Source organism: Polaromonas sp. CG_9.11 (assembly GCF_015752225.1).
In the GTDB taxonomy this organism is placed as follows: domain Bacteria; phylum Pseudomonadota; class Gammaproteobacteria; order Burkholderiales; family Burkholderiaceae_C; genus Polaromonas.
Map to the genome: position 1 here is coordinate 25474 of NZ_JADOVE010000006.1, position 21322 is coordinate 46795.

Genomic DNA, 21322 nt, shown 5'->3' on the forward strand with positions numbered 1-21322 from the left:
GCCTGCAGCTTCGCGTCCCGGTGCCCCATCGGTCAGGCTGCGACGCGCGGCCTGCGGTTGACCAGCATGATGCCCGCTGCCACCGTGGCCAGCGCCGCCAGCAAACCGGGCGTGACTGCCTCGCCCAGCCACAGGGCGCCGAACAGCAGTGCAAACAGCGGCGTGAAAAACACAAAGGTTGAAATTTGCGTGGCCGGGTAGCGGCCCAGCATCCACATCCAGGCCAGGTAGCTGGCAAAGGCCCCAATCACCGTCTGCGCACCGAGCGACGCCAGGCCAAAGGCGCTGAAATGCCAGGTCCAGACTTCGCCCAGTCCCAGCGACAGCGCCGGGAAGACGGCAGCGCTGACGGCCAGCTGGTAGAACAGCAGCTTTTCCGCCGGAATCATCACCAGCCTGGACGCCCGGATCACCACCGTCGTCAGGCCCCACAGCATGCCGGCCGCGAGCGCCAGCAGGTCGCCGCGAACGGTCGATGCCGCGCCGCCGGAAAAGCCTTCGCGCAGGGCGAAGACCACCGCCACGAAGGCGCACAGCAGCCCGACCCACTGCAGGCCGCGCAGCTTTTCCGAGTGCGCCCAGAAAGGCACCAGCACCGCGACCCAGAATGGCGAGGTGTACAAAAACACTGTCAGGCGCGACGCCGTGGTGTGTTGCAGGCCCAGGTAGATGCAGGCAAATTCAGCGCCAAAAAGCGCGCCCGCCAGCAGGCCGGCCGCCAGCGAGCCGTCGCGGCTGAACAGCGGAATCCGGCGCCAGGCGCACCACAGCCAGAGCAGCGCGGTCGCGCCCACCAGGCGCAGCGACGCCTGGAACATCGGCGGTATTTCGGCCAGCGTGGCCTTGATCAGCACCTGCTGCAGGCCCCAGAACAGGCAGCAGCCGAGCAGCAGGGAAACGGCCAGTGCGTCGAGATGGCTTTTTCGTTCAATCATGAAGAATCCGTGGCATTGGAAAACGCAAAAATACGGGCGGTGGTCGCCCTCTGCCGGCAGGCCGTGACGCCGGATTAAAGGGGGTGTTCGGTGTAGAACCTGCCGCCGTGGTAGAGCAGCGGTGCAGCGCCGGCCTGGTGGCTGCAGCGCTCGACCTCACCGACAAAGATCACATGATCGCCTTCCTCGTAGCGGCTGCGGTTGAAGCATTCGAAGGTGGCGACCGAGCCGGTCAGCAAGGGCGCGCCGCTGGCGCCTTCGGTGAAGGCAACATCCGTCCAGCGGTCTTCATGCCGGCTGGCAAAGCGCTCGGCCAGTTCTTTCTGGCCTGCCGACAGGATGTTGATGGCGTAGTGCGAGCCGGTGCTCAGCGCGGCCATCGAACTGGCGCTTTGCGACAGGCTCCAGAGCACCAGCGGCGGGCTGAGCGAAACCGAATTGAAGGAATTGGCGGTCAGGCCGACCAGGACGCCGGCTGGCGTGCGTGCCGTAACGATGGTCACGCCGGTGGCAAACATCGCCAGCGAGGCGCGGAATTCCCGGGGTGAAAAGCTCGGGCTGCTCGCTTTGCGAAGGGGGGAGAAGGGCAACATAGGGGGCTAATTTAACTGAAGCCGCTGGTACGCGCCGGCTTCAGGGTTTGCGCTGCGCTTTTGCGGCGCACGAGGGCGGGGCACGTGGCGGTGCGCGCCGCCTGCCTTCGCTGGGCAAAGGCAGCGCCCAATTCGGCTTGAGCGCTATGCAATAAATAGCTGAAGGTCTATGTGCAACAAGCGCAAGTGTCATTTTTGATGCAAAACGGGAGGTGACGGCTCAAGCGCCCGTCTGCCTGCCACAGGACACGGCCCGGATGGCAGACGCACCGCGCGCCGGAGCGCCGGCAACGGCTCAGAGCTTTCTGTACGCCGCGTCCATTTCAGGCGCCTTGCTGGTGTCCTTCTTGCCGTCCTTGAGATCCTTGGCAGCCTGCTCGATCTGCGGGCTGGGCTGGCCGCTGGTCATGTCCTGCGCCTGGTCGCGGTCGCTTGGCAATTCCAGTTGGCTCGCGGCCGAGCCGTCCTTCAGGTCGGGCTGCCTGCCGACCATGGGCGCTTGCCCTTGCGGGTCCTTGGCTGGCATGCCCTTGCCAGCCGCCGGCTGGTCAGGGGTGTTGGCAGGCGAGGTGCGGGATTTTTGGGATGTCATCTTCTTAATATGGCTGACTTTGGTCCTGATGGCTGTCAGCCTGAAAAAGCATTGGCTGTAGGAAAAGGTGACGGTGCGGGCACTGCCAAAGCAGCCGTGCCCCGGGAATGGCACAAGGAAAAGGCTCAGGCGGCAGACAGTCCGGGCTGGCGGCGGCTGTGCTCGTAGCCGTAAAAGCCAAAAGCCATTGAAGGCGCCTCACCGCTGATCAGCTCGGCCATGGCCTTGCCCGAGCCCGCACCGTGCGTCCAGCCCAGCGTGCCGTGGCCGGCATTGACCCACAGCCGACCCACCCTGGTTTTGCCGATGTAGGGAATGTTGGTCGGCGTGGCCGGGCGCAGGCCGCACCAGAAGTTCGGCTGTCCGCCTTCTTCTTCCAGACGCGTGTCGCACACGCCGGGCAGCACCTGCTCGATGCGCTGGGCCAGCATGCGGCACCTGGCCTTGGCCAGCGGCGTGTCGAGCGACAGGTCGTAGCCGCCGACCTCGATGGTTCCGGCCACGCGCAGCTCGTTGCCGAGCCGGCTGATGGCGCACTTGACCTCGTCGTCGATGGTGCTCACAAAGGGCGCCAGCTCGGGCTTGCGCAGCTTGAAAGTGGCGCTGTAGCCCTTGCCCGGGTAGATCGGCAAGTCCACGCCGACGCTGCGCAGCAGTGGCGCGCTGTAGGAGCCGCAGGCCACCACCACCGCATCGGCCTTTAAATGCGTCAATTGAGCATCTTTTATGCTGCTGGCGCTTGTCCCGCGGGCGCGTATTGCTACGGATTCAATAGCATTGCCGGTTTTTTCCAGCCGCAGCACGTCATGGTTGTACAAAAACTCGACGCCACGTTCGGCGCAGCGCCGGGCCAGCGACTGGGTAAAGACGCGTGCATCGCCGCTTTCGTCGCTGGCGGTGTAGGTGCCGCCGACAATGCGGTCGGCAAACTGGCTGAAGGCCGGCTCGATCTTTAGCAACTCGGCGGTAGAAACCACCCGGCGCGCCACGCCGTACTTGCGCATCAGCGCGGCGGCGTCGCCGGCGGTGTCGAAGGATTTCTGCTCGGTGTAGTAGTGGGCAATGCCGCGCTCCAGCCGGTGGTAGTCGATGCCGGTGGCCTGCACCACGTCCTTGAGCGCGGCGTGGCTGTAGGCGCCCAGGGCGACGAGCTGCTGCACATTGCGCTCGAAGGCGGCATCGTTGCACTGCGCCAGGAACTGCAGGCCCCAGCGCCATTGCTGCCAGCCTTCGCCAAACGGCACGCGCGGCCGGAACAGCAGCGGCGCATCGTCGCGGAACATCCATTTCAGCGCCTTGAGCGGCGCGTCGCGGTTGGCCCAGGGCTCACAATAGCTGACGGAAATCTGCGCGGCATTGGCAAAGCTGGTTTCCAGCGCGGCATCCAGCTGCCGGTCGACCACCGTGACCTCATGCCCGCGCTCCAGCAGATGCCAGGCAGTGCTCACGCCAATGATGCCTGCGCCCAAAACCACAACCTTCATGCCGTTCCCCTTGTGCAAAACGCAAGTGTGCAGGAGCTTGGCGCGGGATAACAGTCAAATTAAACTGTCAGCTAAATCATCAGGCCAACTAATACTGAAAGCCCTCCCAATGAGCACTTTTGACCCGGATGCGCTGGAATGCCTGGCCGCCATCGTGGAAGAGGGCGGTTTTGAGCGCGCGGCGCGGCGCTTGTCGATCACCCAGTCGGCGGTGTCGCAGCGGCTGCGGGCGCTCGAAGCCCAGGTGGGCACGGTGCTGATTGTGCGCAGCCGGCCGCTCAAGGCCACCTCCGCCGGGCAATTGCTGCTCAAGCACACCAAGATGCTGCGCCTGCTGCGCGCCGACCTGGAGCGCGACCTGAAAGAGCTGGCACCCAGTTCGCTGCGCGGCGCGCGCGAGGAAGAGCGCATTTCGATTGCCATCAATGCCGACAGCATCGCCACCTGGGCGCTGCCGGCGCTGACCGGGCTGGCGCAGTCGGGGCTGCCCATGGAAATTGTCACGGACGACCAGGATTTCACGCAGGAATGGCTGCGCCAGGGCGAGGTGCTGGGCTGCGTCACCACGCTCAGGCAGGCGTTGCGCGGCTGCAAGGTGGTGCCGCTGGGCGCGATGGAATACGTGGCTGTCGCCACGCCCGCACTGGTGCTCGAGCGCCTTGGCGGTGAAGTGCTGACGGCGCACAACTTTCGCGAGATCGTCTTTGTCGCCTTCAACCGCAAGGACGACATGCAGAGCGAATTTGTCGGCAAGGCCTTCGGGCTCAAGCGCGTCATGCTGAACCAGCTGTTCGTGCCCTCGTCCGAAGGCCAGGTGCGCGCCGTGCTGGCCGGCTGGGGCGCTAGCGTGCTGCCGCGCCTGCTGGCGCAACCCCTGATTGACCAGGGCCTGCTGGTCAACCTGGCGCCTTCCTGCGTGCTGCCGATCCAGCTCTACTGGCATTGCTGGAACCTGGAGTCCGAAGTGCTCGATGCCCTGACCTGCGCGCTGACGCGGTCGGCTGAAGTGGCGCTGGCCACCTGAATCCGGGTGCACATGATTCAAAGGCTTTGCAACCCGAGGCTGACTTTGTCAAGCCGCTGGTGTCATGGCGGGCTGAAAATTGAGATTTGTACACACGTTGTTTCATATACTCGGGTACTCAGGAGATCTTCAATGTTTTATTTGCGCGCCAGCGGTCTGCCTGTCGTGACCGCAATCGCAGTGTCCCTTGGGGACGCGCTGACGGCCCGGCTGCTCAAACCAGTGCATGTTGCCCGGTTTCCGCCGGGGATGAAGGCCCAGGGCGAAGAGCCCAAGATGGTCGGGGCAACCGGCGCCAACCGCGCCTTGAGCTACGCCGTCGGCCCGGAAAACGCGGTGATTGCCCGCGCCCTCCAGTCACTGCGCTGGAAGGTGCAGCACGTCGGCGCCTGGATGCTGTCGTTTCCCTTTTCCATCGACGGTGCGATGGAAGCAGCCGAGGGCACGCTGATGGCCCAGACCTTCATGGCCGAACCCGGCAACGCCAGGGTGACCTTTGCATAACCCGAAAACGCCAAGCGCAACCTGTTCGTGCCGCGCAAGCAGCAAGTCCGGAGCGCCGGTCTGCCAGACCCCGCCACGCTTTTCATCCAGGCGTTCGCCCGAACGCGTGCCCGCATCGCGTTTGCCCTCCTTTTATTGACCCCGCACGGAAATTCCCGATGTTGAGCCGGCTCGGTCTTCGTTCCCGCCTGGTGCTGCTGATGCTGGCTGCGCTGCTGCCGGTGTTTGGGCTGTTTGCCTGGTCGTCGGCAAAAAACCAGCAGACCGTGCTGACGCTGGCCCAGGCCGGCCTGCAGTCCCAGGCGCTGCTGGCGGCGGCGCACCAGCAGCGCCTGGTAGAACGGGCCGCCCAGCTGCTCGGCGACATTGCCAGCGGCCCTTCCATCAAGGACACGCGAAACCGCTTGTGCGTTCAGTACCTGAAAAACCTGCAATCGCAGGATACGGCGTATTCCAACCTGGGCGTTGTGGACCTGAACGGCAAGCTGTCGTGCCATGCAGCGAGTCCTGATGACGACATCTATGTCGGCGACCGGACCTTTTTTACCAGTGCGCTTGAGCAGCGGGCATTTTCAGTTGGCGACTACGCCATTTCCCGGTCAACCGGCCGGCCCGGCGTGGCGTTCGGCATGCCGGTGTACAGCGCCGGGGGCGTTCTCAACGGCGTGGCCTTTACCGCTGTAGACCTGATGAAGTTTGCCGAAGCCCTGGCGACAGAAAAAATCATGGAGGGCGCGCAACTGCGGGTGATCGACCGCCAGGGCACTGTCTTGGCATCCCATCCGGCCACCGGACTGGCCGGCAGCCGTGAGCAGGATTCGGTGGTGCTGGACGCGGCTCGGTTGTTCTTGCCGGGGGTAGGCCAGGCGACCGATGGCAGCGGCGTTGAGCAGGTGTATGCCTATGCGCCCGTCGGCGGATCCGGCGGCGGGCTGTTTGTGGCCCTCAGCGTGCCGCGCGCTATCCTGGTTGCCACGCCGCGCACGCTGCTGATGGCTGATCTGGTTGCCCTGCTGGGCATGGCCGCCCTGGGCATGGCCTGCGCCTGGGCGATGGGCCAGCGCCTGGTGGTCAATCCTGCCAATGCCATCCTCAAGGAAGCCAACGAAATCGCCCGCGGCAATTTTCTGGCGTGTGTCAGCCTGGGGGTATCACCCCAGAATGAGATCGGCCAGCTGGCGCTGGCCTTTAACCGCATGGCCGCCTCGCTGCAGGCGCAACGCAGCGAACTGGACGCCGCCTTGCACCAGGCCGATGCCGAGCGCGCCATGCTCGACCTGATCCTCAACAGCATGAGCGAAGGCGTGATTGCCATCGACACCCAGGGCCGTTTCCTGCTGTTCAACCAGACCGCAGGCAAGCTCTTTCCCGCGCCCGCAGAAGATGCCCTGTTCAGCGACTGGCGGCACGACAACCCGCTCAAGTCGCTTGATGGAAGCACCCTGCACTCGAACGGGCCGCTGATGCAGACCCTGGCGGGCGCCCGCATCGACAACCGGGATATGCGGCTTTCCCGGGTGGGCGCGCACGACCGCATCCTGCGCATGAGCACCCGGCCGCTGTTCGGCGCGGCGCGCCGGCAGGTCGGCGCCCTGGCGGTGTTCGTCGATGTCACCGACCTCAGGGCCGCCGAAAGCTTCGCACTGGCGCAGGAAGAAGTGCTGGTCCTGATCGCCGGCGGCGCACCGGTGCGCGAGTCGATTGAAGCCATCCTCCGGCTGATCGAAAGCAGCGCACCGCACAGCCTGTGCTCCATGCTGATGTCGCAGGGCGGGCAGTTGTGCCAGGCCATTGCACCCAGCCTGCCGCCAGCCTTCATCCAGGCTACCGAAGGCCTGAGAATCGCCGAAGGCATGGGCGCCTGCGGAACCGCCGCCTTTCGCCGCGAAAGTGTGATCGTCGAGGACGTCACGTGCGACCCGCTGATGCAGGGTTTCCGGAACCTGCTGGCCACCCACGGACTGCGGGCCTGCTGGAGCACGCCGGTCATGGCAACGGACGGTGAAGTGCTGGCCACCTTTGCCATCTATCGCCGCACGCCTGGCAGGCCGCAGCCTGCCGACCAGCTGCTGATTGGCGCGGCCATCCGGCTGACGCGGCTGGCGCTGGAACGCGCGCGCGCCGAGCAAGCGCTGGTCGGCAGCGAGGCGCGCTTTCGCGAACTGGCTGACAACGTCGAGGACGTGTTCTACAACGTCGATGCCCGCCAGGGCCGGGTGCGCTATGTCAGCCCGGGCTATGAAAAAGTCTGGGGCCGGAGCTGCGAGAGCCTGTACGCCACACCGGGTTCCCTGGTCGATGCCGTCCTGCCCGAAGACCTGCCGGTGCTGGCGCTGGCCAATGCGCTCAATGACGCCGGAAAAAACGCCAGCGTGGAATACCGTATTCGTCCACCAGACGGCCGGATTCGCTGGCTGCGCGACCGCTCTTACCCGGTGTCCAACGACGCTGGCGAACTTGAGCGCGTGGTGGGCACCATACGCGACATCACCGACAGCAAGCTGGCCGAGCTGGCGCTGGCCGCTACCCACCGGGCATTGGAGATGCTGAGCCGTTCAGGCATTGCCATCAACCGGATTCATGACGAAGCCGCCCTGCTGGCCGAGGTGTGCCGCGTGGCGGTGGAGGTGGGCGGCTACCGCATGGCCTGGGTGGGCTTTGCGAACGATGACGAGGAAAAAACCATCCAGCCGGTGGCCCATGCGGGCGCCGAACAAGGCTATCTGGAAACCATCAGGCTGTACTGGCGCGACGACCGTCCGGAAGGGAAGGGGCCGGCGGGCCGGGCCATTCGCACCGGGTTGCCGCAGAAAACCGAAGACGTCAGCCGGCTGGACAGCGGGTTTCACTGGCGAGCGGCGGCGGTGCAGCGGGGTTATTGCAGCACCCTTGCATTGCCTTTGTGCAGCAAAGAACACAGTTTTGGCGTGCTGTGCCTGTATGCCGGCGAGCTTCAGCGGTTTACCTCCGAAGAGGTCCAGCTTTTGCAGGAGCTGGCCGACAACCTGGCCTTTGGCATTGTCAGCCTGCGTACCCGGCTGGAGCAGCAGCGCAGCGAGGCGGCCGAGCGCAAAACAGCAGCGCGGCTGCATGAACAGGCGTCACTGATCGACCTCGCGCCGGGCGCCATCGTGGTGCGCAACCTGGACCTGAGCATCCGCTTGTGGAGCAAAGGCGCGGAGCGCCTCTATGGCTGGCCGGCGGAGCAGGTACTGGGCAAGACCATGCAGACGCTGATGTACCGCGACCCGCAGGTCCTGACCGCCGCCATCGAACAGATCAAGGCGGCCGAGGGCTACTGGACGGGCGAGGTGGCGCAGGTCGCCTGTGACGGCTCACCGGTGTATGTCGAGATGCGCGGTACCGTGGTGCGCGATGTCAGCGGACAGGTCAACGGCGTGATGATCGTCAACACCGACATTCGCGAACGCCGCCAGGCGCGTGAAGAAATCCTGCTGCTCAATGCCAGCCTCGAAGACCGGGTGCAGCAGCGCACGGCGCAGCTGAAGTTTGCCAACGAGCAGCTGGAGGCGTTTTCCTATTCGGTCTCGCATGACCTGCGCAGCCCGCTGAGCAGCATCAACGGCTTCAGCAACCTGCTGGCCAAGTCGATCACCGGTCAGGGCGCGACGCCGATGACCGAGCGCAGCCAGCATTACCTGGCGCGCATTCGCGCCGGCGTCGGGCAGATGGGCGAGCTCATCGATGCCATGCTGTCCCTGGCCCACGTGTCGCGTTCCAGCCTGGCCTGGGAAACGGTTGACCTGAGCGCCACCGCCGAGGTGCTGCTGTCCGCCCTGCAGGAGCGCGACCCGGGCCGGGTGTGCCGCCTGGAGGTGCAGCCTGGCCTGATGGCCAAGGGCGACTCGCGCCTGCTCCGGCAGGTGCTGTACAACCTGCTCGGCAATGCCTGGAAATTCAGCGCTGGCAAGGCCTGCACCTGCATCACGCTGGGCCGAATGGCCAGCCCTGATTGCGGAGATGTTTACTCCGTTCGTGACAACGGCGCCGGCTTTGACATGGCGTATGCCCCAAAGCTGTTTGGCGCTTTCCAGCGCCTGCACACCGCTGCGGAATTTGCCGGCACCGGGATCGGCCTGGCGACGGTGCAGCGCATCGTTGCGCGCCATGGCGGCAGGGTCTGGGCCGATTCGGTGCAAGGCGAAGGCGCCACGTTCTACTTCACCCTGGGCGCTGAGGCGGCCTGATCCCGACCAACAGCTTCCCGACGGGATTTTCAAGTCTTTTAGGCCTTTCCCGCTTGCTGGCTAAGCAGTTTTTGCTATGCTATAAATAGCAGGCCCGTGCCAGCAGGGTCGTGGCGTCCATGGACAAGACCGCCGCCTGTCATGACCCGCCTGCTGCGGTGCTATCGAACCAGCAGCACCGGGACCTGGCAGCGCGACAGGACCTGCGTCGCGACCGAGCCCATGACCAGGTTGCCAATCGAACCATGGCCGTGCGAACCCATCACCAGCAGGTCGAACTTGCCCTCGTCGGCAAAGCTGGCAATGGTTTCACCTACATGCCCCACCTTCCATTCGCTCTTGGCCGCCAGATTGTGGTGCGCCAGGAATTCAGTGATGGGCGCCATCACCTTTTGGGTTTCTTCGGTGTAGTAGCTGTCGACGACCTCCTTGCCCACGGCCGCCCGCGCCCGGGGCGGCAAGGGAGGCTGCACCGTGAGCAGGGTGTATTCGTTGCGCGGGCCGAACAACTCGTCGTGCGTGGTCAGGTAAGCCAGCATTTTCTTGGTGTAGGGGCTGCCGTCAACGGCCAGAAGGATCTTCATGGGGTGTACTCCTTGTTCAAAACCGTAGTTTAGCCAGCCGCAGGCCGCTGGCGCATCAATTCAACACGGGGCATCAGGCTTATGGGTGGACCGCTATGCGCAGCGACGGCCGGAAGCCGTCCTGCTCGCCTTTGCGCGCATAACCCAGCGGATTGGCCACCACGCGGCAGCCCTGCCGGACGTAGTCGTTCGGGCAATGCAGGTGGCCATGCAGCCAGACCTTTGCCAGCGGCAGCAGCTCGTCCAGCGAATTGCAGAACCCGGCCGAGCCCGGCGTCAGCCCATAGCGCGGATCGGCGCTGAGCAGGCTGGGCGCAAAGTGCGTCACCACCACCGTGGGACCGTCGAAAGGCTGCGCCAGCGCCTGCCGCAGCCAGGCCTGGCTTTTCAGGCTTTCCTCGCGCATGGCGTCGGCGAGCATGGGCTGGCCCTGGCGCAGCGCATGGTTCTTCTTGAGGTAGAAATTGGCCGCGCGGAAGGCTTTTTCACGCATCTTGAGCTGCTCGCCCAGCGTGATGCGGCCTGCCGCCGCCGGGTCCCGGTTGTTGGCGGCGGTGGTCAGCGCATCAAAATCGGTCCACAAGGTGCAGCCGATGAAACGCACGCCCTGCAACCGCACGCACTCGCGTTCTAGCCAGACCAGCCCCAAGCGCTGGCAGGCTTCGCGCAGCCGGGCGTCGGCTTCGCCCCATTCCAGGCCGTCGTATTCATGGTTGCCCGGCACAAACAGCACCGGCGTGGGCCAGCCCGCGCCGCCCTGCGCCACCGGCAAGGGTGAAAACCGTGCCAGGCCAAAGTCCTCAATCGCCAGGCGGGTCAGCAGCGAGCCTGCCTGGTAGGAGCCAATGTCGCCTGCCAGCACCAGCACGTCGGCACCTGGCAGCGGTGTCGCCTTGAAGTAGGGGTTGGACTCGAGGTGCAGGTCGGAAAGAAGCTGGATGTTCACACCACCGATTGTGCGGGAAGGCGCCAAAGACCTCCTTCACCAGGATTTTTTATGTTGCAAAGACCCGCTTGAATGCGGCCATGCCGCATCGGCATGGCTTTGTGCATGGCATGGACTGTACAAAATTAGGGAAAACCCTTACTATCGATCCATCACCACTTCAAACACAGAACCGAGTTTCTTATGTTCCGCATTCTTTCCAAAATCGCCGGTTTCATGTCTTCCCGCAATGCCGTGGCTGCTGCTGGCGGGGTCGCGCACCAGTTGATGGAGCGCGCCGATGCCGGCGCCGGACGCGACCCGCGCCAGGCGCAGGAGCTGCGCCACGCCGCCCGCGCCTTCCTGAGCGTCATTCGCTGAACACCAGCCGCCCACCGCAAAGCAGCGGCGGCCCATTCAGGCCGTGAAGGCTTTTTCAGCTGCCCGCAGGACGGCGCGCCGCAGCCAGGCATGCGCTCTGAGCCGGTCCGAGCGCCGGTGCCATAGCGAGTCCACATGCACCGGCGACACCGCAAACGGCAAAGGCTGCAGCACCAGTTGCCGGGCAATGCCGGTGACGCGCACGAAATGGCGCGGCAGCACCGTGAGCAGGTTGGAGTGGGCGACCACCCGGCCGGCGGTGAAGAACTGGTTCACGGTCAGCACCACCCGCCGCTCGCGGCCCAGCGCCGCCAGTGATTCGTCGATGAAGCCATAGGGCCGGCCGGAAAAACTCACCAGCATGTGGCGGGCCGCGCAAAAATCGTCCAGGCTCAGCCGCCCGCCCGCCAGCGGATGGTCCTTGCGCATCACGCAGACATATTCGCCGTCATACAGCCGCTGGAAAAAAAATGGCATCGTCTCGCCGTTTTGCGCCTTGGCCGTCAGGTCGGGCAGCACCGACGGGAAATGGCCGACGGCCAGATCGCAAGCCTGCGTCTCCAGCAGCTGCCGGGGGTCGCGCGTGGTCAGGGGAACGACCCGGAGGCTGACGCCTGGCGCTTCCTGCTCCAGGGTGTCACTCAAGCCCGGTATCAGCTCGGCGGCGGTCGCGTCGGCCATGGCCAGCACAAAACTGCTGGTCGCCTGCCCAGGCACGAATTCGTCGGGAATCAGCGACGCCTGCAACTGCCGCAGGGCTTCGCGCACAGCGGGCCAGATCACCACTGCGCGCGGCGTGGGCGCCATGCCCTGGCCGCTGCGCTGCACCAGCTCGTCACCCAGCGTCTCGCGCAGCCGGCGCAGGGCGTTGCTGACGGCGGGCTGCGTCAGCGAGAGGTTGCGCGCGGCCCGTGTCAGGCTGCGCTCGGCCATGACTTCGTCGAATACCCGCAGCAGGTTCAGGTCGAGCGTGCGGAAGTTGGGCGGTCTGACAGGGTTTTGTGATCGCATGGCGGTTAATTCATCAATTTCATGAATGAATACCATCACATATATAAAGTTGAATAGTATTAGTAAAAACCCTAATATTCCCTTACCCGCTGCCCATACCCGGAAGCACATCAGACCGAAGGAAATCACCATGACCCGCTTTATCAACACCCCCCATCCCGACCATCACCATGGCGCCGACCGCATGGAGGCCCTCATGGATGCCGTGCAACACGTTCCGCGCGATGTCCTGGGCAAACGCGGCGCGGCGTTGCTGCTGGGTTCTGCCCTGGCGGCCGCTGTGGCCGCAGTGGCTTATGAAGTCATGGACAGCGCGGCTGAAAGCCACTTGCTGATGATCTGGATGGCGCTGTGGATCGCGCTGTTCGCAGTGCTCGCCCTTTTCGCCGACACCCTGCGCGCCGCCGGCCAGCAGGTCAAAAGCAGCCTCGACGGCTGGTCGCGCGGTTTTGCCGAAGCCCGCGCCGACCAGCGCCTGTGGGCCATTGCCCGGCAGGACGGTCGCGTGATGGCCGACCTGCAGTCGGCGATGTCGCGCAGCGAAGCCGTGCAAGACGCCATGGCCCCGGCCGCGGTGGGCGAGCCTGCTGTGAAACCGACCGCCTTGATGTCCCGGCCACACGCGCGCTACCACATCTGAGCGACCCTGAGTGAAACCAACCGGCGCGCTTTCGCAGCGCCCCAACGCAAAAAAGCCACCTGGCCCAGGTGGCTTTTTTGCGTCTGGCTTCTTGAAAGGAAGCCAGTGCCTGGAGGCGAAGCGGTATCAGGCCGTCAGGCGGCGCTCGATCTCGGCCTTGGTGTTGCCCAGTTCCTTGGGCAGGTGGTAGGCCAGCTGCTGGAACAACTCGTCATGCAACTCCAGCTCCTTGATCCAGGCGGCCTTGTCGATGCTGGTAACGGTGTTGAATTGCTCGGCGCTGAAGTCCAGGCCGGTCCAGTTCAGGTCTTCGTAGCTCGGGCTGACGCCGGTCACATGGTCCTCGCCCTGGCCCTTGCCTTCGATGCGGTCGATCATCCAGGCCAGCACGCGCATGTTCTCGCCGTAGCCGGGCCAGACGAACTTGCCGTCGGCGCCCTTGCGAAACCAGTTGGTGGTGTAAATGCGGGGCAGCGTGGCGCCGGAAGCAGCCAGTTTTTCGCCCAGGTCCAACCAGTGCTGGAAGTAGTCGCTCATGTTGTAGCCCATGAACGGCAGCATGGCGAAGGGGTCGCGGCGCACCACGCCGGCCTGGCCGGTGGCCGCCGCCGTGGTTTCGCTGCCCATGGTTGCGGCCATGTACACGCCTTCGACCCAGCTGCGCGCCTCGGTCACCAGCGGCACGGTGGTCGAGCGGCGGCCACCGAAGATGAAGGCGTCGATCGCCACGCCTTTCGGGTCGTCCCAGGCAGGGTCGAGCGCCGGGTTGTTGGTGGCGGCGACGGTGAAGCGTGAATTGGGGTGCGCGGCCTTGGCGCCGGTTTCTTTCGCAATTTGCGGCGTCCAGTCCTTGCCCTGCCAGTCGATCAGGTGCGCCGGCAGCGCCTTGCCGGGCGCATCCTGCTCCATGCCTTCCCACCACACATCGCCGTCGTCGGTCAGCGCGACGTTGGTGAAAATGGTGTTGCCGCGAACACTCAGCATGCAGTTCGGGTTGGTCAGCATGTTGGTGCCGGGGGCCACGCCGAAGTAGCCGGCTTCGGGGTTGATGGCGTAGAGCTTGCCGTCAGCGGCGGGCTTGATCCAGGCAATGTCGTCGCCGATGGTGGTGACCTTCCAGCCGTCAAAACCGGCGGGTGGCACCAGCATCGAGAAGTTGGTCTTGCCACAGGCGCTCGGGAAAGCCGCCGCCACGTGGTATTTGCTGCCTTGCGGATTGGTCACGCCGAGGATCAGCATGTGCTCGGCCAGCCAGCCTTCGTCGCGGCCCATGTTGGACGCGATGCGCAGCGCAAAGCATTTCTTGCCCAGCAGCGCATTGCCGCCGTAGCCCGAGCCGTAGGACCAGATTTCGCGGGTTTCGGGGTAATGCACGATGTACTTGGTCTTGTTGCACGGCCAGGCCACGTCCTGCTCGCCTTGGGCCAGCGGGGCGCCGACGGTGTGCACGCAGGGCACGAAGTTGCCCTCGGTGCCGAGCACGTCGAACACGGCCTTGCCCATGCGCGTCATGATTTTCATGTTGACGGCCACATACGGGCTGTCGGACAGCTCGATGCCGATGTGCGCGATCGGCGAGCCCAGCGGGCCCATGCTGAACGGCACGACGTACATCATGCGGCCTTTCATGCAGCCGTCAAACAGCGGCTGCAGCGTAGCGCGCATTTCGCTGGGCTCCATCCAGTTGTTGGTCGGGCCGGCGTTCTCTTTCCGGGCCGAGCAGATGTAGGTGCGGTCTTCAACCCGGGCCACATCGGTCGGGTCGGAACAGGCCAGGAAGCTGTTTGGGCGCTTGGTTTCGTTGAGCTTCTTGAACGTGCCGGCGTCCACCAGTTGCTGGCACAGGCGCTGGTATTCGGCGTCGCTGCCATCGCACCAATAGACCGAGTCGGGCTTGCACAGGGCGACCATGTCGGCGACCCAGGCAATCAGTTTTGCGTTTTTGACATAGGCGGGCGTGTTGATTTCAAGCCCTTGCATGCTAGGTTGGTTCATCGAAAAAACTCCAAAGTAAAAAATCAGGATTTCGGTAAACGTCAGCCTACGACACGCATGACAGCTGCAGTGGGGTGCGGACGTTTGTCGGAATGCGGCTTTTTGCTGCTTCACCAGTGGTTGGCGAGAGAGCCATTTTAGGAACATCGGCTTCGGTTACCACCGCGTTACCTGCAAAAGTTATGCAAAACAAGCATGAGGTTATGTTTGTTTAACCTTAAAAGGGTGCCCTTTTTCGACATGCATGGTGTGCGGAGGCCGGCCTAGATGCTATTTTTTTAATAGCGTAAAAATCAAGCTGATTATGCGCAAAAAGCAGATTTCAGTCTTGTTTCCGGGTTCAGGCCAGCAGTTCGAGGGCGGTGGCCAGCGCCACACCTGGCGGCGCTTCGTAATCCGCCACCACCCAGACGCTGCCGGCGCGGCGCGCCGCTTCGGCCAGCAGATGCAGCAGGTAGTCGGTGGATGGCCGGTCCAGCGCCATGAAAGGCTGGTCCAGCAAGGTGAGCGGCGCGCTTGCCGCCAGCGTGGCGGCGATCAGCACCTTGCGCCGGGTGCCGCTGGACATCATGTAAAGCGCCTTGTCCAGGTGCGGCGCCAGGCTCAGCCCGGCAATGTGCGCCTGCAGCACGTCCGGATTCCAGCCGGCGTGGTGCGCCGGCATGTCGGCAAAGATCGCGCGGGCGGTTTGGGCGTCGCGTGCATCATCGCGCGGGTCCAGCCAGGCGACCTGCCGCTGGTAGGCCGACCGGTCTTGCGCCAGGCTGACGCCGTGGAGCCGAAGCTGGCCCTGCACCGCATTGCCGGGCAGGGCACCGGCCAGCAAGCGGAGCAGGGTGGTTTTCCCGCTGCCTTCGCCGCCGCCCAGCCAGGTCACCCCGGGTGGCAGCCCAAAAGACAGGCGGTCAAACAGCGGCGGCGCGGGTGGCGGGGAATGGCGGAAGAGCAGGCCTTGCGCCTTCAAAACGGTCGTTTCCGGATGCATCATGCGAGCCCTTTCAATGGTTGCCGGGTGTTTGCAGTTCCGGCGGTCACGCCTGGCTTTTGCAGGCCTGTGCCCCATGCCAACGAAAAAAAGTCCGCACGCGGCGGACTTTTTCAGCGGGCATGACAGCGGCCGGGCCGAATCAAGCCATGGAGACGGCGATGAAGGCCAGCAGGAAAATCAGCACGCCGCCGACGATGGGCAACACCACGGGAATCATCGGGACAATGGCGTCAACCGCGTCCTGCTCTTCGGCCGGCGTCGGGCTGCTGTGGGCTGCGTTGGTGGTGTGGTCGGCTGACGGGTTCATGAGGGCTCCTGAAATGCTTGGAAAACTATGGCAAGTTTACCTTCTTGACATGAACGAGCGCTTCTTGCGGACTTCAGCAATTGCGCTAACCTTGCAGCATGCAGATGCCCGCAACCCCGATGATGAATTTTTCGATCCGTCTTTTTCCGTTCGCGGCTATCCCGGCGCTGGTGCTGGGACTGGCCGGCTGCGCCAGCAGCGGCCCCAACAGCGCCTCGGCCAGGCCGGTGCTCTACCCCAATGCCACGCTCAGCCGTGTCGGCGATGCACAGGGCCGGATGGAAGTGAACGCCTGCCTGTCGCGTGCGCAGGCATCTGGCCTGAGCCCGTCGCAAAACACCAGCGAAGTGGGCCGCCGCGCCGGCGAAGGCGCTGCCACGGCCGGTGTGGCGTCCGTTGTGGGTGCGCTGATCACCGGCCGGGGCAGCGAAGGCGTGTTGCGCGCGGGTGCGGCAGGCGCGGCCGTCGGCGGCTCGGCCGGCGCCGTGTCGGGCGCTTTTCACAACGACCGGCCCAATGGCGTTTACCGCAATTTCGTTCAGCGCTGCCTGAGTGAAAAAGGTTTTGACGTCATTGGCTGGAACTGACCGGCGCGCCATGCAGCAGCTTCTTTCGGTTCAGGTGGGCACGGCCCGCCGCATCAGGGTCGCAGAGCGCAGCATCCTGACCGCCTACGGCAAGCAGCCGGTGGCCGGGGCCGTGCCGGTGTTGCCGCTGGGCTTGCGGGGTGACGAGCAGGCCGACCTGTCGATTCACGGCGGACTGGAAAAAGCCGTCTATGCCTATCCGTCGGAGCATTACGCCTTCTGGCAGGCCGCGCGGCGCGAAGCCGGCCTCGGTGCAATCGACGACAGCCTGCCCCCCGGCAGCCTGGGCGAAAACCTCACCCTTGAAGGCCTGCTCGAAACCGGCGTCTGGGCCGGCGACGTGCTGAGGTTTCCCGGCTGCGAACTGCGCGTGACGCTGCCGCGCGAGCCTTGCCACAAATTCAATGCGGCGATGGGCTTGGGCCGTGCTTCAAAGCTGATGGCGCAAACCGGCTTTTGCGGCTTTTACCTGGCGGTGCAAACGCCCGGAACGCTGCGCGCCGGCGATGCGTTTGACGTCATCCCAGGCCGGCGCGGCGTCGGCATTCCGGCGCTGTTTGCCGCCAAGCTGTTCAAGCACCTGCGCTGACCGTCGATGGCGCGAAATCACCCTGGCCCTCCCGCATGGCGCTTCAAACGACAACCGTTTTTTTGCTACTGAATCAATAGCTTGCATCGTTTGTCAGCAATGCGCCAGCGGCCTGTTTGATGCTGAAAAGGGGACGGCTGGGTACAACCAAGTCACCCAGGCGTTCCGGGCGTGCGGCTCAGTGCTGTTCTTCGGCCTCGAAGCCGGCCGCACGCAAGGCCTGCAGCACCTGCTCGATATGCGGCCGGCCGCGCGTCTGCACCACCAGCTCGATCTCGACATTCAGCGCCGCCAGCATGGTGAAGGCGCGCTGGTGGTGCACTTCCTCGATGTTGGCGCCAGCGTCGGCGACCGTGGCGGTGATCCTGGCCAGCGAGCCGGGAATGTCGCGCGCGCTGACCCGGAGGCGCGCCAGCCGGCCGGCGCGCACCATGCCGCGCTCGATGATGGCCGCCAGCAGCAGCGGGTCGATGTTGCCGCCGCACAGCACCAGCCCGACCTTCAGGCCCGCAAAGCGCGCCGGGTACTTCAGCAGCGCCGCCAGCCCGGCCGCGCCCGCACCCTCGACCAGGGTTTTTTCAATTTCCAGCAGCATCACCATGGCCTGCTCGATGTCGCCTTCATCGACCAGCAGCAGGTCATCGACGCGCCGGGCAATGATGGCCTGCGCCAGCACGCCCGGCGTGCCTACCGCAATGCCGTCGGCAATCGTGCTGCTGCCCTGCGGGTGGTGCGTGCCCTTGATGGCGTTGACCATGCCGGGAAAGCGCGAGGTCTGCACACCGATGACTTCAATGCCCGGTTTCAGCGCCTTGGCCGCCGTGGCCATGCCGGCAATCAACCCGCCGCCGCCCACGGCCACCACCAGCACCTCCAGGTCGGGCACGGCCTGCAGCATTTCCAGCCCCACCGTGCCCTGGCCGGCCATGACGGCCTCATCGTCGTAGGGATGGACAAACACCAGGCCTTCGCGTTCGGCCATCTGCAGCGCATGGGCGCGCGATGCGTCGAGCGTGTCGCCGTGCAGCACCACCTCGGCGCCAAAGCCGCGCGTGCGCTCGATCTTCACACCCGGCGTGAAACGCGGCATCACGATGACGGCGCGAATGCCCAGTCGCTGCGCATGGTAGGCCACGCCCTGCGCATGGTTGCCCGCGCTCATGGCAATCACGCCGCGCTGGCGCTCGGACTCGGTGAGCTGCGCCAGCTTGTTGCAGGCGCCGCGTTCCTTGAACGAAGCGGTGTACTGCAGGTTTTCAAATTTCAGGTAAATTTGCGCCCCGGTGAGCTGCGACAGCGTGCGCGACTCGACACAGGGCGTGTTCAGCAAATGGCCCTGCAGGCGCTGGGCGGCTTGTTCGATATCGGTCAGGCTGAGCATGGATTTCCTTGAAGAACACGGCGTAGGGCAGGCAGCCGTCATTTTCCGCGCCTTTGGAGCGCGTCCTGCGGCCATTGCCGGGTGCTACTGCTCAAGTAGTGTCTTCCATGGGGCTTCAGCATGCGTTATGGTGCAGTTGCTTCGAATCAATAAAAATTTAGCGCGGGGGAGTTGGCGATACCGTTGAAAACTGGAGTCTGTCCATGAACAAGCGTTCCCTTGTCGAGCATCCGCAGCAGTGGCTGCTGTCACCCGGGCTGAAAGAAGCGCCGGTGCTGGACCTGATGTGTTCGCATTTCGTGCTCACCCTGGCCGCCCGCCAGGGCGCCAAGTTCAATGTGCGGCGCGACCTAACCAGCCTGCTGTCGCTGTCTGGCCGGCACCTGGTCTGGCCCGTGCCGGCGTTCCAGCGCCTGCGCGAATTCTTGGGCCGCCGCTGCAAGGGCAACGAGTTCTGGCAGGACCATGAAACCCTGAGCGATGCCGAATTCATGGCGCGCCACGGCGTCTGGCGCGGCCCCTACGAGGAAGGCACGCTGTTCTTCTACCTCGACGAGCATGCCAAGGACCAGCCCAAGGACCTGCTGTCGGTGCTGAGCGCCACCGGCGACTGGCTGACGCTGGCGCTGAAAAAGCAGTCCACGCTGGTCGAGAAAAACATCGAGTCGCTGGCCAGTTTGCTTCAGCTCAACCGCGCCGAGCGCGCGTTGCTGCTCTACGGCACACTGGCCCGGTACCAGCGCGACCTGCGCTCGCTGCTGGTCGAGTTCAAGGTCAACAATGCGCCCGAAGCCTATGCGGCGATTGCCGACATCGCCGGCGTCAAGGCGCCCGAAGTGGCCGAGGCGCTGCGGCCCGGCTCGCGGCTGGAGCGCATCGGCATGGTCGAGAACCTGATTTCCGAGCACAACATCACCGACCTGGCCGACCTGATGAAGGTCAGCGAAAAACTGCCGCCGGTCTTGATGCGCAAATACCGCGACCACAGCGAGCTGATGGCGGTCTTCACCCGGCCGGCGACCCGCAGCCAGCTGGGGCTGGCCGACTTTGCCTTTGTACAGGAAGACGCGCAGGTGCTGGTGTCGCTGCTGCGCCATGCGGTGGCCAGCAAGGAGCAAGGTGTCAATGTGCTGCTCTACGGCCCGCCCGGCACCGGCAAGACCGAACTGGCCAAGGTGGTGGCGCAGGCCGCCGGGCTGGATTTGTTCGAGGTCGAATATGCCGACCAGGGTGGCAACTCCCTGAGCGGGCGCGACCGCTACCGCTCGCTGCAGATCGCGCAGGTGTTCCTCAAGGGCAGCATGCATTCGGCGCTGCTGTTCGACGAGGTGGAAGATGTGTTCCCGCCGATTTCCAGCGAAGCGGCGCAGCTGATGGCGCGCTCCGAGCAGCTGAGCGCGCCCGGCAGCCATTCGGTCAGCGGCAAGGCCTGGGTCAACCAGATTCTCGAATCGAACCCCGTGCCCACGCTGTGGGTGACCAACCGCATCGAGCAGATCGACCCGGCGTTTCGCCGCCGCTTTGCGTATCACCTGGAGCTGCGTTCGCCGCCGCCCGGCGCGCGCGAAGGCATTGTGCGCAAGACGCTCGAAGGCGTGCAGGTCAGCGATGCGTTTGTCGCCAAGCTCACCGCCCGCAAGGGCCTGACGCCGGCGCAGATCCGCACGGCGGTGCGCTTTGCCCGGCTGGCCAGCGCGCCCGAAAAAACCATGGACGCGCAGGTCGATGGCGCCGGGCTGCAGGCGATTCTGGCGGGCGGGCGGCCGTCACTGATGGAGTCGCTGATCGAGCGCCAGCTCAGGAATGCCGATGTGGCGCTGGGCAACAAGGCCCAAGCCTCGGGCCGGCGCAACGTCACGACGTATGACCTGGCGATGCTCAACGTCGAGTCGCGCTTCGAGATTGCGCGCATCGTGCAGGCGCTCAAAAGCCGGGGCCACGGCAGCCTGTGCTTTTACGGCCCGCCCGGCACCGGCAAGACCGCGCTGGCCGAGCACATCGCCCAGGCGCTGGAGCAGCCGCTGCTGGTCAAGCAGGCCAGCGACCTGATGAGCAAGTACGTTGGCGAAACCGAGCAGCAGATGGCTGCCATGTTCCGCGAAGCCGAGGCCGAAAAAGCCGTACTGCTGCTCGACGAGGCCGACAGCTTTTTGCAGGACCGGCGCGGCGCCCAGCGGACCTATGAAGTGACGGAAGTCAACGAGATGCTGCAGGGCATGGAGCGCTATGCCGGCATTTTCATCTGCACCACCAACCTGCTGGAAAGCCTGGACCAGGCGGCGCTGCGGCGCTTCACCTTCAAGATCAAGTTCATGCCGCTGACGCGCGAGCAGCGCGAAACGATGTTCGTGACGGAAGCGCTGGCGGGTGATGCCTTCTTGCTCACGCCGCCCCTGCAAAAAAGACTGGCCCAGCTCGCGCAGTTGTGCCCCGGCGACTTTGCAGCGGTCAAGCGGCAGGGCGTGATTCTGGAGGCGGAACTGTCCGCCGAAGAATTTCTGGCGCAACTGGAGGCCGAACACCGCATCAAGCCCGAGGTGCGGGAAGGGCGGTCGATGGGGTTCATGCGTTGACGGTTGCTACATAATTAATAG

General features: G+C 64.7%; 19 protein-coding genes. 8 read left to right on the forward strand and 11 right to left on the reverse strand.

The features are described from left to right. Positions 1-32: 32 nt before the first annotated feature. From IWX85_RS06650 to IWX85_RS06665, 4 genes are all read right to left on the reverse strand, one after another. The gene (locus IWX85_RS06650; protein WP_036807299.1) at positions 33-935 is read right to left on the reverse strand and encodes a DMT family transporter; all 903 of its coding nucleotides are present in this window, start codon (positions 933-935) and stop codon (positions 33-35) included. Positions 936-1009: 74 nt separating this feature from the next. Beyond that, positions 1010-1528 carry a flavin reductase family protein gene (locus tag IWX85_RS06655; RefSeq protein WP_196869205.1) on the reverse strand — a complete coding sequence of 173 codons (519 nt, stop codon included), beginning with the start codon at positions 1526-1528 and terminating at the stop codon, positions 1010-1012. A 295-nt stretch (positions 1529-1823) separates the two neighbouring features. Then, the gene (locus IWX85_RS06660) at positions 1824-2120 is read right to left on the reverse strand and encodes a hypothetical protein (RefSeq protein ID WP_196869206.1); all 297 of its coding nucleotides are present in this window, start codon (positions 2118-2120) and stop codon (positions 1824-1826) included. A gap of 125 nt (positions 2121-2245) precedes the next feature. Beyond that, positions 2246-3604 carry a D-amino acid dehydrogenase gene (locus IWX85_RS06665; protein WP_196869207.1) on the reverse strand — a complete coding sequence of 453 codons (1359 nt, stop codon included), beginning with the start codon at positions 3602-3604 and terminating at the stop codon, positions 2246-2248. A gap of 109 nt (positions 3605-3713) precedes the next feature. Here IWX85_RS06665 and IWX85_RS06670 point away from each other — a divergent pair, with 109 nt between their 5' ends. The 3 genes from IWX85_RS06670 (at position 3714) to IWX85_RS06680 (ending at position 9340) form a co-directional block, all read left to right on the forward strand. Then, positions 3714-4628 carry a LysR family transcriptional regulator ArgP gene (locus IWX85_RS06670; RefSeq protein WP_036807287.1) on the forward strand — a complete coding sequence of 305 codons (915 nt, stop codon included), beginning with the start codon at positions 3714-3716 and terminating at the stop codon, positions 4626-4628. 132 nt (positions 4629-4760) lie between these two features. Then, positions 4761-5132: a hypothetical protein gene (locus IWX85_RS06675; RefSeq protein WP_196869208.1), complete on the forward strand. Its 372-nt coding sequence runs from the start codon at positions 4761-4763 to the stop codon at positions 5130-5132. A 158-nt stretch (positions 5133-5290) separates the two neighbouring features. Continuing rightward, positions 5291-9340 (forward strand): PAS domain S-box protein, encoded by a 4050-nt coding sequence (locus IWX85_RS06680; RefSeq protein WP_196869209.1) that lies wholly within the window; start codon positions 5291-5293, stop codon positions 9338-9340. Between the two features lie 161 nt (positions 9341-9501). Here the strand turns inward: IWX85_RS06680 and IWX85_RS06685 are convergent, their stop codons facing one another. After that, entirely contained in the window at positions 9502-9924 is a 423-nt protein-coding gene (locus tag IWX85_RS06685; RefSeq protein WP_036807278.1) for a universal stress protein, read from the reverse strand. Positions 9925-10003: 79 nt separating this feature from the next. Beyond that, entirely contained in the window at positions 10004-10870 is an 867-nt protein-coding gene (locus IWX85_RS06690; protein WP_196869210.1) for a metallophosphoesterase, read from the reverse strand. 183 nt (positions 10871-11053) lie between these two features. Here IWX85_RS06690 and IWX85_RS06695 point away from each other — a divergent pair, with 183 nt between their 5' ends. Continuing rightward, positions 11054-11230 carry a hypothetical protein gene (locus IWX85_RS06695; protein ID WP_196862641.1) on the forward strand — a complete coding sequence of 59 codons (177 nt, stop codon included), beginning with the start codon at positions 11054-11056 and terminating at the stop codon, positions 11228-11230. Positions 11231-11266: 36 nt separating this feature from the next. Here the strand turns inward: IWX85_RS06695 and IWX85_RS06700 are convergent, their stop codons facing one another. After that, complete coding sequence (locus IWX85_RS06700) at positions 11267-12241, reverse strand: LysR family transcriptional regulator (protein ID WP_196869211.1); 975 nt, start codon at positions 12239-12241, stop codon at positions 11267-11269. Positions 12242-12371: 130 nt separating this feature from the next. On the opposite strand from IWX85_RS06700, the gene IWX85_RS06705 reads away from it, so the two are divergent. Continuing rightward, positions 12372-12881 carry a hypothetical protein gene (locus IWX85_RS06705; protein WP_196869212.1) on the forward strand — a complete coding sequence of 170 codons (510 nt, stop codon included), beginning with the start codon at positions 12372-12374 and terminating at the stop codon, positions 12879-12881. 126 nt (positions 12882-13007) lie between these two features. Here IWX85_RS06705 and IWX85_RS06710 read toward each other — a convergent pair whose 3' ends face one another. The 3 genes from IWX85_RS06710 to IWX85_RS06720 form a co-directional block, all read right to left on the reverse strand. Next, positions 13008-14876, reverse strand: a complete 1869-nt coding sequence (locus IWX85_RS06710; RefSeq protein WP_196869213.1) for a phosphoenolpyruvate carboxykinase (GTP) — start codon at positions 14874-14876, stop codon at positions 13008-13010. Positions 14877-15216: 340 nt separating this feature from the next. Next, positions 15217-15864 carry an ATP-binding cassette domain-containing protein gene (locus IWX85_RS06715; RefSeq protein WP_231379593.1) on the reverse strand — a complete coding sequence of 216 codons (648 nt, stop codon included), beginning with the start codon at positions 15862-15864 and terminating at the stop codon, positions 15217-15219. A 139-nt stretch (positions 15865-16003) separates the two neighbouring features. Beyond that, positions 16004-16171 carry a hypothetical protein gene (locus IWX85_RS06720; RefSeq protein WP_196869214.1) on the reverse strand — a complete coding sequence of 56 codons (168 nt, stop codon included), beginning with the start codon at positions 16169-16171 and terminating at the stop codon, positions 16004-16006. 122 nt (positions 16172-16293) lie between these two features. On the opposite strand from IWX85_RS06720, the gene IWX85_RS06725 reads away from it, so the two are divergent. Then, positions 16294-16758, forward strand: coding sequence for a glycine zipper family protein (locus tag IWX85_RS06725; RefSeq protein ID WP_196869299.1), 465 nt, complete (start codon positions 16294-16296; stop codon positions 16756-16758). 10 nt (positions 16759-16768) lie between these two features. Beyond that, positions 16769-17347 carry an MOSC domain-containing protein gene (locus IWX85_RS06730; RefSeq protein ID WP_196869215.1) on the forward strand — a complete coding sequence of 193 codons (579 nt, stop codon included), beginning with the start codon at positions 16769-16771 and terminating at the stop codon, positions 17345-17347. Positions 17348-17525: 178 nt separating this feature from the next. Here the strand turns inward: IWX85_RS06730 and IWX85_RS06735 are convergent, their stop codons facing one another. Beyond that, on the reverse strand, positions 17526-18728 hold the full coding sequence (locus IWX85_RS06735; RefSeq protein WP_196869216.1) for a threonine ammonia-lyase: 1203 nt from the start codon (positions 18726-18728) through the stop codon (positions 17526-17528). A gap of 203 nt (positions 18729-18931) precedes the next feature. Between IWX85_RS06735 and IWX85_RS06740 the strand changes: the two genes are divergently transcribed. After that, positions 18932-21301: an ATP-binding protein gene (locus IWX85_RS06740; RefSeq protein WP_196869217.1), complete on the forward strand. Its 2370-nt coding sequence runs from the start codon at positions 18932-18934 to the stop codon at positions 21299-21301. Positions 21302-21322: the final 21 nt, after the last annotated feature.